General features: G+C 40.8%; 23 protein-coding genes. 12 read left to right on the top strand and 11 right to left on the bottom strand.

The genetic code is table 11. From position 1 onward, the window contains the following. Positions 1 to 7: 7 nt before the first annotated feature. Positions 8 to 277, top strand: a complete 270-nt coding sequence (locus ACN20O_RS13325) for a peptidylprolyl isomerase (protein ID WP_491634417.1) — start codon at positions 8 to 10, stop codon at positions 275 to 277. Here the strand turns inward: ACN20O_RS13325 and ACN20O_RS13330 are convergent. Continuing rightward, the gene (locus tag ACN20O_RS13330; protein ID WP_491634418.1) at positions 270 to 1151 is read right to left on the bottom strand and encodes an alpha/beta hydrolase family protein; all 882 of its coding nucleotides are present in this window, start codon (positions 1149 to 1151) and stop codon (positions 270 to 272) included. The genes ACN20O_RS13325 and ACN20O_RS13330 overlap by 8 nt on opposite strands. A gap of 116 nt (positions 1152 to 1267) precedes the next feature. Further along, positions 1268 to 1780, bottom strand: coding sequence for an NADPH-dependent FMN reductase (locus tag ACN20O_RS13335; RefSeq protein ID WP_491634419.1), 513 nt, complete (start codon positions 1778 to 1780; stop codon positions 1268 to 1270). Between the two features lie 136 nt (positions 1781 to 1916). Here ACN20O_RS13335 and ACN20O_RS13340 point away from each other — a divergent pair, with 136 nt between their 5' ends. Next, positions 1917 to 3242: a hypothetical protein gene (locus tag ACN20O_RS13340; protein ID WP_491634420.1), complete on the top strand. Its 1326-nt coding sequence runs from the start codon at positions 1917 to 1919 to the stop codon at positions 3240 to 3242. 113 nt (positions 3243 to 3355) lie between these two features. Beyond that, complete coding sequence (locus ACN20O_RS13345; RefSeq protein WP_491634421.1) at positions 3356 to 4666, top strand: phospholipase D-like domain-containing protein; 1311 nt, start codon at positions 3356 to 3358, stop codon at positions 4664 to 4666. 30 nt (positions 4667 to 4696) lie between these two features. Here ACN20O_RS13345 and ACN20O_RS13350 read toward each other — a convergent pair whose 3' ends face one another. Next, positions 4697 to 5311 carry a glutathione S-transferase family protein gene (locus ACN20O_RS13350; protein WP_491634422.1) on the bottom strand — a complete coding sequence of 205 codons (615 nt, stop codon included), beginning with the start codon at positions 5309 to 5311 and terminating at the stop codon, positions 4697 to 4699. A 103-nt stretch (positions 5312 to 5414) separates the two neighbouring features. Between ACN20O_RS13350 and ACN20O_RS13355 the strand changes: the two genes are divergently transcribed. After that, the gene (locus ACN20O_RS13355) at positions 5415 to 5996 is read left to right on the top strand and encodes a hypothetical protein (protein WP_491634423.1); all 582 of its coding nucleotides are present in this window, start codon (positions 5415 to 5417) and stop codon (positions 5994 to 5996) included. Here ACN20O_RS13355 and ACN20O_RS13360 read toward each other — a convergent pair whose 3' ends face one another. Together ACN20O_RS13360 and ACN20O_RS13365 are read right to left on the bottom strand one after the other, a co-directional pair. Then, the gene (locus tag ACN20O_RS13360) at positions 5997 to 6776 is read right to left on the bottom strand and encodes an HTTM domain-containing protein (protein ID WP_491634424.1); all 780 of its coding nucleotides are present in this window, start codon (positions 6774 to 6776) and stop codon (positions 5997 to 5999) included. After that, positions 6769 to 7290: a hypothetical protein gene (locus tag ACN20O_RS13365; RefSeq protein WP_491634425.1), complete on the bottom strand. Its 522-nt coding sequence runs from the start codon at positions 7288 to 7290 to the stop codon at positions 6769 to 6771. The genes ACN20O_RS13360 and ACN20O_RS13365 overlap by 8 nt, the downstream gene beginning before the upstream one ends. A 57-nt stretch (positions 7291 to 7347) precedes the next feature. On the opposite strand from ACN20O_RS13365, the gene ACN20O_RS13370 reads away from it, so the two are divergent. Both ACN20O_RS13370 and ACN20O_RS13375 read left to right on the top strand, forming a co-directional pair. After that, entirely contained in the window at positions 7348 to 8106 is a 759-nt protein-coding gene (locus ACN20O_RS13370; RefSeq protein WP_491634426.1) for a tRNA pseudouridine synthase A, read from the top strand. An 84-nt stretch (positions 8107 to 8190) separates the two neighbouring features. Then, positions 8191 to 8874 carry a penicillin-insensitive murein endopeptidase gene (locus tag ACN20O_RS13375; RefSeq protein ID WP_491634427.1) on the top strand — a complete coding sequence of 228 codons (684 nt, stop codon included), beginning with the start codon at positions 8191 to 8193 and terminating at the stop codon, positions 8872 to 8874. On the opposite strand, the gene ACN20O_RS13380 is transcribed toward ACN20O_RS13375, so the two are convergent. Both ACN20O_RS13380 and ACN20O_RS13385 read right to left on the bottom strand, forming a co-directional pair. Further along, a complete protein-coding gene (locus ACN20O_RS13380) occupies positions 8871 to 9494 on the bottom strand; it encodes a hypothetical protein (protein WP_491634428.1) in 624 nt (207 codons plus the stop codon). The two genes, ACN20O_RS13375 and ACN20O_RS13380, sit on opposite strands and share 4 nt — an antisense overlap. Position 9495: 1 nt before the next feature. Then, the gene (locus ACN20O_RS13385) at positions 9496 to 10740 is read right to left on the bottom strand and encodes a hypothetical protein (RefSeq protein WP_491634429.1); all 1245 of its coding nucleotides are present in this window, start codon (positions 10738 to 10740) and stop codon (positions 9496 to 9498) included. 108 nt (positions 10741 to 10848) lie between these two features. On the opposite strand from ACN20O_RS13385, the gene ACN20O_RS13390 reads away from it, so the two are divergent. Genes ACN20O_RS13390 through ACN20O_RS13400 form a run of 3 tightly spaced genes read left to right on the top strand, consistent with a single transcriptional unit; the run spans position 10849 to position 12638 of the window. After that, entirely contained in the window at positions 10849 to 11421 is a 573-nt protein-coding gene (locus ACN20O_RS13390) for a pyroglutamyl-peptidase I (protein WP_491634430.1), read from the top strand. A 17-nt stretch (positions 11422 to 11438) separates the two neighbouring features. Next, positions 11439 to 11978 (top strand): lipocalin family protein, encoded by a 540-nt coding sequence (locus ACN20O_RS13395; protein WP_491634431.1) that lies wholly within the window; start codon positions 11439 to 11441, stop codon positions 11976 to 11978. Positions 11979 to 12011: 33 nt separating this feature from the next. Next, positions 12012 to 12638, top strand: coding sequence for a lytic transglycosylase domain-containing protein (locus tag ACN20O_RS13400; RefSeq protein WP_491634432.1), 627 nt, complete (start codon positions 12012 to 12014; stop codon positions 12636 to 12638). Between the two features lie 162 nt (positions 12639 to 12800). On the opposite strand, the gene ACN20O_RS13405 is transcribed toward ACN20O_RS13400, so the two are convergent. Next, entirely contained in the window at positions 12801 to 13079 is a 279-nt protein-coding gene (locus tag ACN20O_RS13405) for a hypothetical protein (protein ID WP_491634433.1), read from the bottom strand. A 196-nt stretch (positions 13080 to 13275) separates the two neighbouring features. Here ACN20O_RS13405 and ACN20O_RS13410 point away from each other — a divergent pair, with 196 nt between their 5' ends. Continuing rightward, on the top strand, positions 13276 to 13566 hold the full coding sequence (locus ACN20O_RS13410) for a hypothetical protein (RefSeq protein ID WP_491634434.1): 291 nt from the start codon (positions 13276 to 13278) through the stop codon (positions 13564 to 13566). Positions 13567 to 13729: 163 nt separating this feature from the next. Here the strand turns inward: ACN20O_RS13410 and ACN20O_RS13415 are convergent, their stop codons facing one another. Both ACN20O_RS13415 and ACN20O_RS13420 read right to left on the bottom strand, forming a co-directional pair. Continuing rightward, positions 13730 to 14335 carry a hypothetical protein gene (locus ACN20O_RS13415; RefSeq protein WP_491634435.1) on the bottom strand — a complete coding sequence of 202 codons (606 nt, stop codon included), beginning with the start codon at positions 14333 to 14335 and terminating at the stop codon, positions 13730 to 13732. A 150-nt stretch (positions 14336 to 14485) separates the two neighbouring features. After that, positions 14486 to 15496: a fatty acid desaturase gene (locus ACN20O_RS13420; RefSeq protein ID WP_491634436.1), complete on the bottom strand. Its 1011-nt coding sequence runs from the start codon at positions 15494 to 15496 to the stop codon at positions 14486 to 14488. 147 nt (positions 15497 to 15643) lie between these two features. On the opposite strand from ACN20O_RS13420, the gene ACN20O_RS13425 reads away from it, so the two are divergent. Both ACN20O_RS13425 and ACN20O_RS13430 read left to right on the top strand, forming a co-directional pair. Next, positions 15644 to 16267, top strand: coding sequence for a hypothetical protein (locus ACN20O_RS13425; protein WP_491634437.1), 624 nt, complete (start codon positions 15644 to 15646; stop codon positions 16265 to 16267). A gap of 96 nt (positions 16268 to 16363) precedes the next feature. Next, complete coding sequence (locus ACN20O_RS13430; protein WP_491634438.1) at positions 16364 to 16669, top strand: hypothetical protein; 306 nt, start codon at positions 16364 to 16366, stop codon at positions 16667 to 16669. On the opposite strand, the gene ACN20O_RS13435 is transcribed toward ACN20O_RS13430, so the two are convergent. After that, complete coding sequence (locus tag ACN20O_RS13435) at positions 16666 to 17079, bottom strand: YkgJ family cysteine cluster protein (protein WP_142409863.1); 414 nt, start codon at positions 17077 to 17079, stop codon at positions 16666 to 16668. The genes ACN20O_RS13430 and ACN20O_RS13435 overlap by 4 nt on opposite strands. Positions 17080 to 17194: the final 115 nt, after the last annotated feature.

Here is a 17194-nt window from a genome sequence, read left to right on the forward strand (position 1 = left end):
ATATTTTATGAAAGTTACAGCTCAGCACATTCTGGTAAACCAAGAGTATGAAGCAAAAGATATCCAAAAAAAATTAGCGGAAGGAGTTTCATTTGAAGACCTGGCCCGAGATTACTCGACATGCCCGTCAGGAAAGGACGGAGGAATGTTAGGTGAATTCGGTAAAGGGATGATGGTTCCGACGTTTGAGAAGGCCGCTTTTGCGCTTATGCCAGGTGAAGTTTCACAACCAGTGCGCACACAGTTTGGTTTTCACTTAATCAAAAGACTTAAATAAACGATTCAAAGTATTCAAAGATTTTCTTTCTCATGAGGACGGTCGTTAACGTTCCGGCCTCATGACCTAATTTGTAACGGTCGATGGAATGAGGGGGACACTCTCTTGCTAAAAGCTCCTGAGTCACCGTTGGGACTCCCGTATCTTTTAAAGCAATCACTTGATGGAAGGGCACTTTGATATCTTTACAAGAAAGACTCGGGTCGTTTTTTAAATAACCTCGAAGATAAGTTTCGTATTGATCCACATCACTCATGCCGAGCGTGCGCATGTGTCTTTCTCTAAACTCTCTGATTTGTAAAACTGTTGAGCGGGCATAAATGTATGGCAGGTCTCCTCCTGCTGTTGCAAACCAGGCCGCTTTAATCCGCGGGACGTACGCGCTGATAAGGACACTGGTAATTCCTCCCTGGCTTGCCCCAAGAGCAAAGACGGGAAGAGTGGAAGGAAGGTTAAGTTTAAAATCGACATAATTAATAAAACTAATAACAGAAACCACCGGACGGTAGTAGTCGCTGTCGAGTTTATCCATGTCGGGATTGGGTTTGTTAAGTTCTGTTTCAAAAAGATAGGGAACAATAACGACATAACCGCGTTTAGAAAAATACTGGGCGTTTGATCCTTCAATGGAGTTCACCCCACCAATTGTTGGGTAGATCACTAACAATGCCTTTATCGAAGTACCCGTTGGTTTGTAAACGATGGCCTTATATTCATAGGCTTCGACTTTGGTTTTTATCTCAAACGTTTCGTAGTGGCGGCTGTCGGCCTCTTCTTGATAGGGGGCAAGTGTTTGATCCTCCGGTGGGATTGCTAGTGCCGGATGCATGAAAGTGAAAAGAGAACAGAATATGGTGACCAATACTGTCTTCATAACTAAACCTTAGGCCTCAAAAAAAGAGGTCGCAAGAGTTTTTCAAATGACGTTTTTGCTGCAGTATCGGTAAGAGTTTAAAAGGCCGCGGGTGTCCTGCGGCCGTCTAAAAAATGTTAAGTACGTGACGGAATTGCTTCTAAGAATTCTTTGCAAACAGTTTCGACTTCTTCTTGTGGGACTGGTTTTGAAAATGTCGAAACGATTTGTCTTCCGATCACATTCATACCGATAAATGAAAGTTGCATTCTTAGAATTGAGAGAACGCTGATACCACCGCCGCCACTGCTGGTTGCGATCATACCTGTTTTTCTATTGAAAGTGTCGCGCCAATTTTTTGTCGAACGGCTAACCCATGCAATGAAGTTATTAAGAACGGGAGGAGGCCCTCCGTTGTATTCCGGCGCCACGATGACAAAACCATCGACATCAAGGAGATCCTTGAATGGGGCCACGAGAACCTCTGCCTTGTGGTGAGATTCAGAAAGAGATGTATAAAGAGGAAGGTTTAGTTCAACCAGGTTCAATAGATGGGCCTCGGCCTTATTGTTTTTAAGGTGAGTGACGATTGATTCTGCTAGCTCTAAGTTCTTCCCGACGCTTGCGGTGATGACACATATTTTTTTCATTTCAAAAATCTACCCTAGGATTGACTCTTTTTAAAGGGTTAGGGGGTTTTAAAATATATAATATTTACACTTTTGGCATATTCGATTCTGAATTATGGTAATTTTCCTCTTAAAGTTATTAAAATTTGGGAGCTTTATGAAAACATCACTTCTTGGATTAATGGTTTTGGCCCTTCCATTGACAGTATCGGCACAAGAGCCTTCTGCCGCTCAGGCCATCAAAGAAGTCCTGGTGCAAAACCGCGCTTCGCTTGAAGGGATTGCAAATAACTCTAATAAGGCGAGTTCAGAGTGGAGTGCCTTAGGATCATTAAGCAAAAAGTCTTATGCGAAGAAATATTGTGAGAGTCATGAAAAGGTAAGTGCCGAGCTGGCAAATACGATTACAGCAGTGATTGCAAAGCATAAAAGTGCTTTATCAGCATTAAAAAAACTTGGTGCCAATGGAAAGACATTAGAGCTTAATCTATCGTGTGCAACAATGAACCTTTATCTTTCTTCAGCTTCATGTTCGGCCGTTAATGAAAGCGCCAAGAATGTAGGTCTTGCTAAAGAATGTTACGATGTTGCTTCTAAACAAGTTGAAGAAATATTAAAGACCGATTCACCTAAACCTTCTGAACCAACAAAACCAAGCGAACCAACAAAGCCTGCTGAGCCGACAAAACCTACAGAGTCAAACTCTGGAGGTTTAATGAGCGGGACTAGAGAAAGAATGGCAGATTTAAGAGGGTCTATCTATGAGGCCAAAGCGCAACTTAAAACTTTAGTAAAAACTGCTTCTGTTTATAATCAACTGTGGGTAACGAATCCTGCAAGCTATAGAAAAGAATGGGGCAGCAAGAATTGTGCGGAAATCGCTGTCGGTAAAACATTGGCCTCAAAAATGACGACATGGCAGCTGGGTGTTATCAATGAGCTTGATCAACCAGCAAAAGATACGAATGATTTAAGAACGAATCTGAATGCTATGTATAACAAGTTAAATGAGTCTGTGAACACTTGTGCAAACGTACCTCAAAGCTTTCAGGCCATCACAACTTCGTTTGCGGCCTTAGAGGCAAATGAAAATCTTATTGAGAAAATCCTTCTTGGAAACAGAGTTGTTGTAGACGATTTCCAAAGAATTGCTCTTAACAAAACAAGACTAGTGTTCTTAAAAGAATACCTTCACCAAGGAAATGACTTAGGAAGAACTATCATTTCACCAATAAGTGGAAAGCGTTGTCAGCTGATCGTCACTCCATCATCAAGAGTGATTGACGGTGGGACAGAGATCACAATCTCTTCTAAGAGTAATGCTTCTGTTCCAAATGCACCGGCAGACTCTAACTTTGCTTTTACGTTGACAGGTGTAGAAAATGACCTGAATGTGACCCTGATCTGTTTAAAAGGGGTTAATGTGGAAGACGCTCAAAGTGTCCTCAATAGAGTTGGAATCGAACTAAGAGACCTGGAATAATCAGAGGGAGGCTTAGCCTCCCTTCTTGTTTTCAGCCCCTTATCATCTCTCATTACCCTCTGTAATCTTTTCATAACCAATCACTATTTTTATGGTTCTGTTAGAATACTCTTATGAGGAAAATACTTGGGACTATTTTATTCATGCTGTGTCTTTCTGTGCAGACACAAGCCAAGGTGTATGAACATACCCAGGGGAATCGTTTAACCCTTTTAGAAGACCCGGCAGCGGCCGTAGACTATAAAGTCGAACTGATTAAAAAGGCCAAGCACCACATCAACATCATTACATTTTTCTGGGACGAGACAAGTGTTCCAAAGCGATTGGCCGAAGAGCTTAATAAGGCCAATGCCCGTGGAGTTGAAGTCCGCGTGTTGTCGACTTTTATCTCGACGATTGGAGTGGACTTTTTTGGGCAAGGAAGAAAAGAGCTTGATCCAACAACGGATGCCGTTTTTGCTTACCTGCAATTAACTCCAGGAACTCAATTCTCTCTTACTCATAGCTTGCATGAGAAGATCTTCCTGGTTGATGGAGAGCTGGCCATCTTAGGAGGAAGAAATATCTCTGATAGCTCACTTTCTGGAAAAGATATGGAAGTGGAGTTGCGTGGTCCGGTTGTTAATCAAGTGCAGGATCACTTCAAGCGCATGTTTGATTTTATTGCCAATCAAAAGATCCAAGCCAACTGTGCTTCAGATGAAACGACAAAATGTGAAGATGCATATAAGCGCATGATTTTTAGTGAGAACGATAAACACTTCTTTCCGGTGCAACCTGTCTATGAAGACGGAGATGAGGCGCGCATTCTTTCTCATGAAGCTGTCCTTCACCAATTTGAAAAAGGAATGAATAGAAAAGAGCGCCTGCTTCAGCAGGATGATATTCTGGATACAGTGACAAAAATTGATTTCAAAAAAATGCGTGCCTATAACTACTTTATGATTCCTACTGAGCGCTATAGAGAATTCCTGGAAAAGAATTTAAAGGAAGGGGATTCAATTGAAATCATCACTAACAGTTTAGAGTCGGCGAAATTCTCTAACAATGCCGGCTATATTTACTCTCTTCCTGATGCCCGCCAGTTGGTTTTAGATGGAATTGAGCTTTATCAGTGGCAGAGAAATCAGAAATTAAATTATGTGCATGAAAAAGTGCTTATCTTCGATGAGGATCATGTGATTATTGGTTCACATAACTTCGGAACAGGAAGTACAAGTGTGAGTAATGAAATTGCAGTAGAGATTAAGTCAAAGAGAATTGCTTCAAGACTTATCGATGTTTTTGAAGGTGAAAAAGAAAACTCTGCTATTACTAAAAAGGCCGATGTGGAACTTCTGGATAAAGAGATTGATCAGCATAAGAGATTGATTGAGATTTACAGAAGCAAAATCATAGGAAGCGTTCTGCGCGAGATCTACTAAAAAGAGGGACCGAAGTCCCCCTTCTCAATTCTATCCCTTTCTCAGATTTGAATATGCTTGGAAGGCCGGACGCTCACCGATAGCTTTTAACCAAAGGTTTACGTTTTTGTATGGACTCATATCAAGCCCAACGTGAGGAGCGATGCTTACAACTGAAGCTGTGTTTAGGTCAGCTAGAGAGAAGTTCTTTCCGTTTAAGTAAGTTTTATTAGCAAGAGCATTGTCTAGGACCTGGAAGTAAGCTGGAAGCTTTGCCATGTTTTCGTCGATCACAGTTTGTGATCTTTTTTCTTCAGGCATGAAAACCTTTTGAATGAAGACCTGGATAATAGGGTCTTGAAGTTCAGAACTTGCCCAGAAACTCCACTGGTAAGAAAGAGCTCTTTCTTCAGCGCTCATTCCTAAAAGTTCTGGTTTGTATTTATCAGCGATGTAGAAGTTGATCGCCATTGATTCAAAAAGGGTTGTGTTGCCATCAACCATTGCCGGCACTTTTCCGTTTGGATTGATTGCCAGGAAAGCTTCAGACTTGTGTTCTTTTGTTCTCATGTCGATTTGTTTGTTTTCGTAAGCGACACCAGCTTCTTCCAGACACCATAGACATCTTCCAGCACTTGAGCGCGCAGGGCCATAAAGAGTAATCATAAAAATCCTTGGTTAAGGTTCAATCTTAGAGTTAGTAAAAGATAGCAGAACGAGAGGTGACTTGTCTTGACTCTTCAAATCTAGGCCGACTAAACTAATTTCTATGAAAAATTTAATCTTGGCCTTAACTATTGTTTTCCCATTATCAACGTTCGCCAACGAAGCTATCAGGCTCGACGGGATGTATACTTATAAACAAGTAGAAGTCTCACAGGTTCGTGATGTGGAGCTGGTCCCAAGCCTTAATACAGCTCGCTACAACGAACTGGTGAAGGATAAATACCAGTGTTATCTTCGCGGTGACTTCTTCATGTGCCAGAAGTTTATTAAGGGTGCTGAACTGCCTCAGGCAATCCAATCAGAAGTGGACCGTGCCTGGAATGAGCGCTTCTTTAACTTTATCGCCAGCTCATTTGATCCAGAGCTGACAAATGAAAGTGAGTCACTTTTAGAGTGGGACATTTTTGCGAACGTAAGATTTGAAGGATTCCAGGTTTCTGAATATCACTACTACCTGTTAAAAGGTGAAAACGATGTTCATAAGATCTCGCTTAACTTTGCTTCAGGACAAAAGTGGTTTGTCGTAGAAAATGAATCAACGCTTTCTATGCCGATTCAAAAGACGGAAAGAAAGTCTCCACTTAAGTCTCGCGTATTTGAACTCTCTTTAATCTTCACTAAGTAATTACGCTTTTAAGCTGCAATAATAGAGTGCGGGGTAACTCGCACTCCATACCCAGAAGAATCTATTTAATCCAAAGACTAAAAAATTCCCTAAGTGAAATAGCACTCCTGCAATCAGATACGCTTTCGTGAGCATTGGTGTGGCGAGAACCAAAGGAAATGAAAGCTCAAAAAGAATCACCGACCAAGCAATGGTTTTTGCCCAGGCAGGGTCTTTACTTTTTTCCAGGATAAAACGTGGTGTTTTATAATTAGGTGAAGAGATGAATCCATAAATAGCAGTCCCTAAGCGCCATTTGTATTCTTTCACTTTATAGAGACCAGCTAAAAAATAAGAGCTGATAACCTGGAGAGTGATGTACCAAAGGGCGGCCTTCGCTAAAAGTGGACTGAAGTAGCCGATGCAAAGACACAGCAGAATAATCAAAGTTAGATAATCGCTTCCACCATTAAAAGACCCTCTCCAGCGCAGAGTGATCAGGAAAGTGGTGAAGAAAAGAATAAAAAAAATGACAAAGAAGTAGGGATAGATAATCGCCAGGATGGCCGTGTAGAAGCGAATGGTCATCATTTCCATAAAACGTTTTTCAGGCATGATCCAATCAAGAAAAGCGAGCATTCTTTTTGGCAGGAAAAGGTATTCCCTTCTTAACTCACTCCATCTCCAGATTCCTTTTTCAGAAATGCTGTCTTTCATTTTGATAAATTCCAGTGACTGGAACATGACAGCGATTCCAATCAAGCGGGCGATAAGTGTATAAACGTCTTGTGGATTATTCACTGATGATCTCCTCGTAAAGAGGTGAAACCAGAATGTCATCTTTTGGCCTTGCCATCAAGTCAACTGAGGCCAGTTTAAACTGATAAGTGAAATTCTGGGTGTATTTCTTTCTGATGGCATAGGTCACCAGGTTTTTGGTGATTTTATAAGAAAGGTTTTCTTCAAACGAGGTTTTGTCATCGTGGACTTCGATATCATGAAGAAGTTGCTGGACATGGGATTGAGCGGCCAGGATCAAGTTTCCCTGGTTGACGAAAAGATTTTTAAAACTTGCTTTTGGATTTTGATAAAGTGGGGCCCATTCTCCAAAAGCTTCTTCTGTTGAAACTTTTGCACGGTAGAAGAGAAGTCTTGTCTCTTCAAAGTCATCGTAGAATTTCCAGGAAGGGATTAAAGGTTTAATCAAGTTGAGATAAGGGTTATTGATGCCCTCTGAGGTTTTCTTAAAAAGTGAAAACACGACGATCAAGATAAAATAGAGGACAATGCAAAGTAAAATAATTAATGAATTCAAGAGTGCCCACTCCCTTTTTTTGAAGTAAGATTAGTATAACGTAACTAAATACAAAAAATGAACTCAAAAAGATTTTTAATAAAGCTACAGTACCTAGGCATTCGCTTCCACGGTGTGCAGAAACAACCTGAGCACCCGAGCATTCAAGCGCGTGTGGAAAAGGCCCTAGGCCTTAATGTGAAGACTCGTTTCTCGAGCAGGACTGATGCGATGGTGTCGGCGATGGAGAATTACTGCCTGGTCATGTTTGATGAAGCTGTTGAACAAAAACAGCTAGAGGAGTTGTTATCTAAACTTCCACCAGATATACGCGCATTGGAAATTAAAGAAGTGCCAGAGCACTTCACCATGCTCGCGCACACCAAAGAAAAAGAATATCACTACTACTTTGCTTTTAATGAAGAGTCCTTGCATCCATTCTGTGCGCCCTTTATGACTTTGATTCGTGAAGAGCTCAATTTAGAAGTGATGAAAAAGGGAGCAGAGCTCTTTTGTGGCACCCATTCTTTTATCAATTATGCTTATAGGCCAAAACCTGGAACTGTGTTTGAGCGAGAGATCTTAAAAAGTGAAATCGTCGAAAATACCGAGCTTCTGGCCAATTTCTTTCCTAAAAACACTTACTGCTTCAAAGTTAAAGCTCAGGGCTTTATGCGTGGCCAGGTCAGGCTGATGATGGGCGCCTTATTCAGACTAGGAATGGGGGAATTCACCCTTTTAGCTCTGGAGAACTCTCTTAAACAAGAAGACCCGCATTTTGTAAAATGGCTCGCTCCTGCCTCAGGACTGGTTCTTCAGCAAACAAAACTAGAATAGTCTGGTTTTTTTTTCCGCTTAAAGAAAAAAATCTAACCGCATCTTAAAATAGAAGTATTCAACTTCTATCACAGGATGTGACCAGTGCTTCAAAGAATCCTTCTTGCTCTTGTTCTTTTTCATACGACAACTCTTATGGCCTCAGAAGCGATTGGTTATTACTCTGATGGAAAGCTCAAAGATGGCGAGTCGATTATGGAAAGAGGGACTTTGATTAGAAAACTCTTTTTACAACGCCAAAGATTTTTTGGAACAACAATCATGCAAGAGACGATTAGCGACGCCGCTGATTTCGTTCGTCAGACTTATCCGGAAGCCGAAGTTCTGCAGGTGGGAGATATCGCCAACAAAAACGGCGGGGCCTGTAAAGAGCACGCCAGCCACCAAAATGGTTTGGATGTCGATATTGTTTACCTAACAAAAAATGGAAAGCTTCAATCTCAAAACGCGCCTTACTGGGAAGAAGATTTTGTAAAGAATGGAAAGGTGAGTGCAAACTTTTATCTGGAAAGAAACTTCGCTCTATTTAAGCACCTGATTCACTCTAAACCAGTTGGCCGCATCTTTGTCGATGAAGCGATTAAAAAAATGTTCTGTGAGTACGCCAAGAAAAATAACCTGATGAAGGATGTTGAAACGGTGGAAACCCTAAGACGACTTCGCATCGAAAAACTTCACAGCACGCACTTTCACCTGCGTTTAACATGCGCAGAAGGCGATTACAGCTGTAAGGATCAAGCTGAAGTTCCGGCGGGAACGGGCTGCTAGAAACGACACTCGATAAAATCTTTTTCAGTAAGCATCGGGCTTAGGCCCTGAAGGTCTTTGAGTTCATTGTTTTCAAAATGCAGGAAAAGATCCTGGTTTTCTCCCAGATTTACACCTTCTTCAGTGTAGATAATTGAACCTTGGGCCTTGTCGATTTCCTGATACTTCACTCCTTTTTTATAAGGAGATGTTTCAATCAGGTGTTCAACTTCACTTTGATCTTCGCGGTAAAGCAGGTAAGTCGGGATTTCGTTTTCAGCAGCGTCTTTGTAGAAAAAGCGCATGCGGTAGACGATGCCATCAACTTTTTTATGAACATTTACAAAACGCACAGAGGTTTTTTCTGTGCGTTTGATTTCTTTTAAATTCTGGTAGTGCGACCTGAGATTCTGGCAAAGGGTGTCCTTATTAGTCGCGTGTTGAGAAGTGACGGCTTCATCTGGCGTTTTAGAAAGATTGGCATCCGGGTTAAGGGCGCGCGTATCTAAAGCGACATCATCAGATTGCCCCGGGCCTTCTGCCACAGCTGGCTGCTTTTTTCTCTCGGCTATCGTGATGACCACTCTAGCGATAATTAAAAGAGCAAGGACAATCAGTAAGAGCTTCTTTCTCGACTTCAAATTAGTACCAACGCTTACACTTCGTTAATGGGCTTGTCACTTCTCCCCAACGGACAGTGACAATATCGTTTGGATGACTTGAAAGTCTTCCCGCATCCATTCTACTCCAAAGTGTACCGATATCAATAGTCATTCCTGCGCGGTAGTTGATTGGGCAAGCGGCCTGTAGTTCAGCTTGAACGGCACCTTTTTTGTTAAAGATGTAATCAGCAAACGCCAGGATTTGCGGGTCACCCGAGTTTTGAGTTTTTGCATCTACAAAAGCTTGTTTTAAGTTCAGGTACATTTCTTTTAGTGCGCCATCGCGAGCTGGTGTCGAGAAAGCATCAAACTTCTGGTAGTCCATACAAGCGTTGTTGGTTTGTTTTAAGAATTCCAGGGCCTCATTGATGTATTCAATGCGCGCTTGAGATTCCTGACAAACGCCTTTGAACAATCTATTTAAGCGGTCTCCAGATGTTTCAGTTGTTGTAGCCAGGGACTTTGCTACGTATTTAAAGAATGTTCTCGTATCCATTTGTGAAGCGAGAGTGTACTGCTCTCTCGAAGGTCCAAGCTCCGCTGGAATAACACTTAAGTCTTTTCCAATGTGCTCCGGCCATCTGAATTTTCTAAATCCCCACGGATCACTTGGCAGGTTTTCAAATTCGCGGTCTCTTCTTCTTAGAAGATCACCTTTCTTTTCGTGGTTAGCTTGTGTTGAGTAAATAACATCAAACGTTCCTACCGGGTTGATACCTTTAATGTTGTATGCGTGACGGATAAACTTTCCGAATCTCGCTTTCATCTTGTAAGTAAAAAGAGACCCTGGAGAGATTGATTTAATTGCTACCGGGAATGTATCAAAACGAGTCAAGTTCTCTGTCCCGACACTCTCTCCAATTTCTGTAATAAGTGCCACAACTCGTTTGTTTTCCGGGCCGGCGTAATCGAATTTGTTAGAGCGGTTATTGAGTGTCTTGCTTGTTTCACGAGACCCTGATGGGTTTGTGATGGCAAAGGGAAGTTTATTTTCAAAAGCAAAGATGGCCCTGAAAGCGTAGGCCGTGTCTGCGCAATCAGTGTTTACTCCGTAGTAAGGAGAGTTTTTATCAGTAAACATTTTTTCACGAACGGCGATGCTCGAAACCCAGTCGATATACTTTTGTTCGTATTCAAGTGACCACGACTGAGTGTCTTCCCATACTGCTGCTTGAAGATTTGAAAGGGATAGAGTTAAAATAAAAAAAGAGAAAAAAATTTTCATTGTGCGTTGTCTCCGAGTGTGGGGGCCATTGTTTTAGACACTTTCGTGGCATTGGTCAAGGAACTCTAATTACTACAAGCGTTAAGTAATCAATTAAGGGATCTCCTCTTGAAAAAAATTTTAATAGCTGGTTTCGAACCATTTGATCAGGACAAAACCAACCCATCAGGTGACTGGGTTAATTGGATGATAGCAAGATCAATGCCTCTACGAAGTTCCTCTCGCGAACTTAAAGGCGTGGTTCTTCCTGTGACTTTTGATGGCGCATTTGCCACTTTAAAAAAAGTGAGTGATGAATTTTGCCCCGACCTCATTGTGATGACAGGTCTTGCAAAAAACAGAAGCGTTCTGACGGTTGAGCGCATTGGAATTAATTGGGTGGATGCCCGCATTCCTGACAATGATGGAGTGCAAATTCTTTCATCTAAAATTGAAGAAGACTCACCTGATGGATTATTCACGACAATTCCAGTGGAGAGGATTCTTACTTTAGCAGAAGAGGCCAATACTCCAATGAAAGTTTCAACGTCGGCAGGGGAGTATGTTTGCAATCATTTGCTTTATAAAACATTGCTCTATAACCATAATAAAAAAACAGCTGCGACCTTTATCCACATTCCTGGAAGCGACAACTACGATGGCATCTATCTTGCTCTTGAATCTATAGTTAATGGGCTATAGCTTTTTGGGAGGAGTTTATGAGAGCACTGTTTTTAATTTCAGGATTATTGTTTTCCTTTAATCTTTTTGCTGTTGATGTCCCGCTCAAGCCAGCTCCTTTGCCAACCGCTAAAGATGTGGATGTGGCCCGCTATATTGGTAAGTGGTATGTGATTTCTTCTCTTCCTCAATTTTTTACTCGCAATTGCGAAGGTCAAACTGCCGAGTATGGAATTGTGAATGAAAAAACAATCAGTGTTCACAATGTTTGTTACAAAGAAAATGGAAAAACCAAAGACATCAGAGGAAAAGGAGTGATCCAGGATGCTCCCAATAACGCTCGATTAGTTGTCACTTTTGATAATTTCTGGACGAGACTATTTCGCGTGAAAGGTGATTACGTGATTATTAAATTAGGCGAAGGTTATGACACTGTCATGGTAGGCTCAACCAACAGAAAATCTCTCTGGATCATGTCTCGCCAGCCAACGATGGACCCGACAACCTTAATGGATTATAAAAACCTGGCCCACGATCTATCTTTTCCTGTCACTCAGCTCGTGAACTCAAAGTACTAGACAAAAAAGTGTGCGTTACGGCAATATGGAAGGATGAAGTTAAGCCTCATCCTTCTCGCTTTGTTTAGTGGATCACTCCACGCCAAGGTTGAGATCGACACATTTAAAAAACATTCATGGAACAATGAATGGAACGAAGCCATCTCACTTGAGCTGGATCAAAAAGAAAACTCGAACATGCTCTCGGAGAATTTAGATCACGCCGATCTCATGGAGCTGGGCTGTCCTGGTTTTAATAAGACAGATGATCTTGAGGCCAAAAAAGATTTCTGGGTCGTTTTCTTTTCCGGTCTCACGCGCGCAGAAAGTGCTTTTAATCCACTCGCTCGTTCAAAAGCACCTAAAGGTGGGCATGGCAACTACGGCCTTGTTCAGCTGTCTAAAAGAACGGGAAGAGAGCAGTGTGGACTGACTCCGGAAGAAATTGCTGATCCAGCGGCACATCTTCGTTGTGCGGTTAAGCTTATGAGTTGGCAAATTAAAGGAGCACCGGCACATTCGGGAAAACTTCTTCGTCGCGATTTAAAAGGCCAGCTTTTTGGTAAGCGCATTCTTCTTTGGGGACCACTTCGCCAGAATGATAAGCGCGGAAGAGTGCTGTTGACTGGATGGTTTAAGAGGCATTTGGAGCAGATGCCGTTTTGTAAAGCCGTTGATTAGGGTTTATATCCATAATCTTCAATATAGTTACTTAAGATTCTTCTGATTGGATGATCTTTAGGTGCATATTTCTCTGCTAATATAAAAAAACTTTTTCTATGCATTACACCAACTAAATATGAGAAAGAATTAGGCCCAAAAGAAATGAAATAACTTTTGTCCTTAGCATTTTTTTTCTCTTATTTGTAATTTCATGTCTTCCCATTTTATAAAGAATTCTTCTCCTCGAATATTTTTGAAAAGACATCCTTCTCTTGAAAAATATAAACGGGAAGCGAAATACAAAATTGTTGCCGTGAAAGTAAAAGCTCCGATTGTTATAATTACAGCAGGAATCAAAGGGAGTTCAATTCCGAATAGCAGATGGCAGACGCAAATAGCGAAAAAAAGTATAAGTGCAGGGAGAAGAATATGCTTGTAATCAACTCTTAGTTTTTCCATCGTAGTCCTCACGAAATTTAGCTTATTGGAATATTGTAATCTAAATCCTTCTTGACCCCAATGCCCACGAATTAAGCTATATTCTTTTTTGATTTTACATTTTCACACTCCTTTCAAGTTATTGATATTATGACCTTTTTTTCGCATTGAACATCTCTTGATAAAAAGAGAAGTATTCCATTCCTTATAATTTGTCATGGCAATAAAACGAGGAGTAGCACGTATGAGGAATCGTATAGTTTTAGCCTGCTTTGGATTAATTTTGTCTTTGAATTTATTAGCTGAAGATGATTGTAATCTTTCTTTAAGTCTCGCTGGAAAAAATTGCGCTGAAGAATATTTTCTTGCAAAAAATGAAAAAGATTTAAATTCTTACTTACTTAATGGAAAGGTGAAAGATGGAAAATTGTTAAACTTAGAAATGGGATTTAATTATAAAATATTTGCTCACATTAACCGTCATTCATATTTACTCTTTTTTCCATGATTCCAATATAGCTCCAGAATACTTCTTATTAAACACTGTATACAGGCAAGTGCACTGGCAGTTTGAAGATGGCTTGGACCACGACTTATTCGTTTAAACTACTGTAGTTGAAATAAAAAAGGCTCTCTTATTAAGAGAGCTTTTTTCATTGAAAAGATTCAAGCTATTTTTTTAAGTTCTTTGGCAATGGATATTTTTTCTTAATATATTGAGGGCAATAAGAAAATAATTTATCTACTGTGCCGCCATCTGATCTATATGATCGGATCTTTTTCATATATTTTTCCCAAAAATTATACCTAGCTTCTCCTGAGAAAACTAAACTTGAAACAAAAAATCGACCTTCTCTGTACTCTGTTTCATTTTTCATATATCCATAACTAATTAAATAATTAAAGCATCCCTGCGCATTTAAAGTCGCCGACATAATTTCCTCTAACTGATCCCGACTCTTCTTATCTATATCTTGCTTTAATGCAATTAAAGATTTTCTAGCAATTTCTTTATAAATCTCACGTTCATAATCATATTTGAAGTTTCTATTAATAAAAACCTCTAAATCATCGCGAACGCCATCTCCATCTGAATCAACTCCTAGAAAAATATTATTCTGATCACTACTGGAAGCAAGAGTTAATGGTTCTTTGTCTCCTTCAAAGGTCTGTGGTCTATATGTACTTCTGATTTTTTCAATATATGCTTCTACTTCTCCTGCTGTTTGGGCCATTAGAGAGAAAGGAATGAGCAAAGTGATAATGAGTATTTTCATAATTTACCTACTGATATCTTTTAGTTTTATGTTAAACACTACATTATTTAATTAATTTTTAGTTATATTAAATGAATATTAGGAAAATAGATCCTGGGAAATAAATTACCAATGGTAATATAGAGGAGGGGGACTATGATTTTTTGAGACTTAGTAAAAAGTTTCTATCACTTCTTTAGAATAAAGAATCTTTTCGTTATCAACAGCGGCCTTTGGGTGGCGGTCTGGGTGAACCATTCTAGTGAATGAGTCCATCTTCTTGTTGAATAAGAAATTAAACAGAACCTTTGTCCATGAATCGTAGCTTGCCAGCGAATCGTAAAATTCTGGTGCGGCCTTTTTGATTTTTGGTTGGTTGATCCACGCCACGTTCATGAAGTCGTGGTGTTCATTGTGGTAACCCATATTGAAGCAAAGTTTATTAAGTGGTCCGTAGTAGCTGTATGTCTCTTGCCCTTCTTTTGTAATGAAGTGCTCTTGAATCCATCTTCCTCCCAATGGGTGAAGGCCTAGAGCAAAGAGAGTTGAGAAGGCAAGATACCAGAAGGCAGCAGGGCCTACGTACACATAGATTGCAACGTTGATAGCAACGTTCACTAATCCATTAATCACCATCCATACGTTGAGAGGCTTGTAGAATTTTACTTTTAGCGGACGAAGCGCTTGAGAAAGAGAGAAGAACATCAGCCATAGTGCTTTCATGATGGCAGAGTTTCCAATGAAGTGACCTTCTCTGTAGCTGACGATATCCGGGTCATATGAGTATTCACCTAGGTGCTTGTGGTGAATCATGTGATATTTTCTAAAGCCCATTGCAGAAGGAAGAACAAGAGGGAAGTCGCAAACGATTCCCATCACTTTATTCCCGAAAGCAGATTTTAAAACCACGTTGTGCGTGCACTCGTGGATCATGACGTAAAGAGAGTGATTGGCGAAAGCTCCAACAAGATAAGCCACAAGACCGATAACCCACCAGGCCTGGTCTCTTAGCAAATAAGCAATCGCAAATTGAAATGAAACAACAAGGACAATATAAAGAGCAGACAGTCTATACGGCCCGTAAAGATCTCTGACTTCAGGATGGCGTGCGAGAATCTCACGTCTTCTTTGAATGTGGTAGTTTGGCCCTTGGACAAAAATAAAATCGCGCTTGTTTTCCATATGGGGGCACATTAGCTCAAAGCGAAGGGTTTTAAAATGGCCCTCTGAAAGAAATTTTAATGATTTAAGTCGCCCTCTAAAGAATGGTTAAGATATTGAAAATAAAGCCGAAAAGAAATCATGTTTTGGACGTTTAAACACCCTTTTATGGCCCTTATCCTTAGTTACTTTTTAAGTACGACAGCTATCTATGCTCAAGGCCAGAGCGATGAGGAGATGTTAAAATCCCTGGGTTTTGATTTTGTCCTGGATTCCAAAGCCTTAGTCTCTAAGAAAAATGCCCAAGGTTATTATGAATTGGGGCTGGGAATTGCGGTTGATCAAAGCTGTTTTAAGCTTTACCCGCAAAAAGAAATCGCAGTTATTTTTCAGAAGATGTTAGTGAGAGGGCTCTCTTGCATGAAACGCGAAGAGCGCGGAGAAAATGTTAAAAGAGACCTGGAGTCTTTTCAGAAACTTCTTTCTAATAGGTCAAATCTCTCAAAACTCGAGTGCGATAAACCTCTTCCTGATACGGCCTATGCCATTGGGTCAAGTCCAGGTTCTTCTCGCAGGCACCCTTATATTTATCTTTCAAATATGGGCAATAAAGAATTCAAAGAAAAGCCTGCGTTCTTTCAGGGAGTGGTCTTCCATGAACTGCTTCACAACATCCGCTACTTTCACCACCCGGATGATATGGAGGTGACGTCGGCCTGTGAAGAGTGTTGCTTTGGAGAAATGACTGGAGATAAAAAACTAAGTGCCTGCAAGATTTGTGGTGGCGCTTAAGAAACCATCAGCGACCCGGAATACATTAAGTCACTTTTAGTTTGGGACGGGCGTTTTTATGGAAGGCTCATTGTCGAAGAGCAATTTGATAAGGCCTTGAAAGAACCGGTTATCGTGAAAGAAGTTCAATTTAAAGAGGCGATGGAGTCTTTCTTAAAAGATTTGAAGTCACCAGTGGAAAGTAAAAAAGCTCTGGAGCAAGTCGATAGACTGCTGGCCTTTGAGTTTGAAGCTGTAGAAAAAGAACTGTTGGCCTTGCCTGAAACAGAAATCTCAAACCGCTATCGTTTTCTTTATTACCGATTAATGGCTATGGCCGCCAGAAGTCAGGGGAACCTGGCCCAGGAAAAAGCATACAAGACCAAGGCCGAGGCTTGCCGTGATAAGTACAAAAACTCTTAATTCTCTTTTTTCATGTAAGCGCAATAATTGGGACGGGGTCCGATCTTAGGGTGATTGCGGCAGGTGTCCGGGCGCTCTCCATAGATGGTGCATCTTTTATTAGCGTCCAGGAAAAAGCACGAGCTGTCTGGCTTTTGGGCCAGGGTGAATTTTTCTGTCGAAGGCGTGTAGCGGGTGACCCCGGGATGTTTTAAGGCCTCTTTAATTTGTTCCTTTAATGACAATTCTAAATGAAACTCATCTAGGATTCCCATGCGAATCAGGTCTGCGGTTTTAATTTCTACGGGCATGTAACAGCAGAGGCCTTCGCAGGTCTCGCACATTCCTTTTTTGTAGAGGCTCCAGCGGTTCAAATCTTTCAGGTGTTCCTGAATTTTCCCAGCAGTATTGAGTCTGTTTTTTTTACTCATAGGCGGCGGATCTTATAAAAGTGTTTGCCATTTAGAAAGAGTGAGATTAGATTTTGCATAAATATTACTAACACTAACTGAGGCTAAGAAAATGGACGAAGATCCCAAGGGAACA

This window comes from Bacteriovorax sp. As-1 (assembly GCF_058446905.1).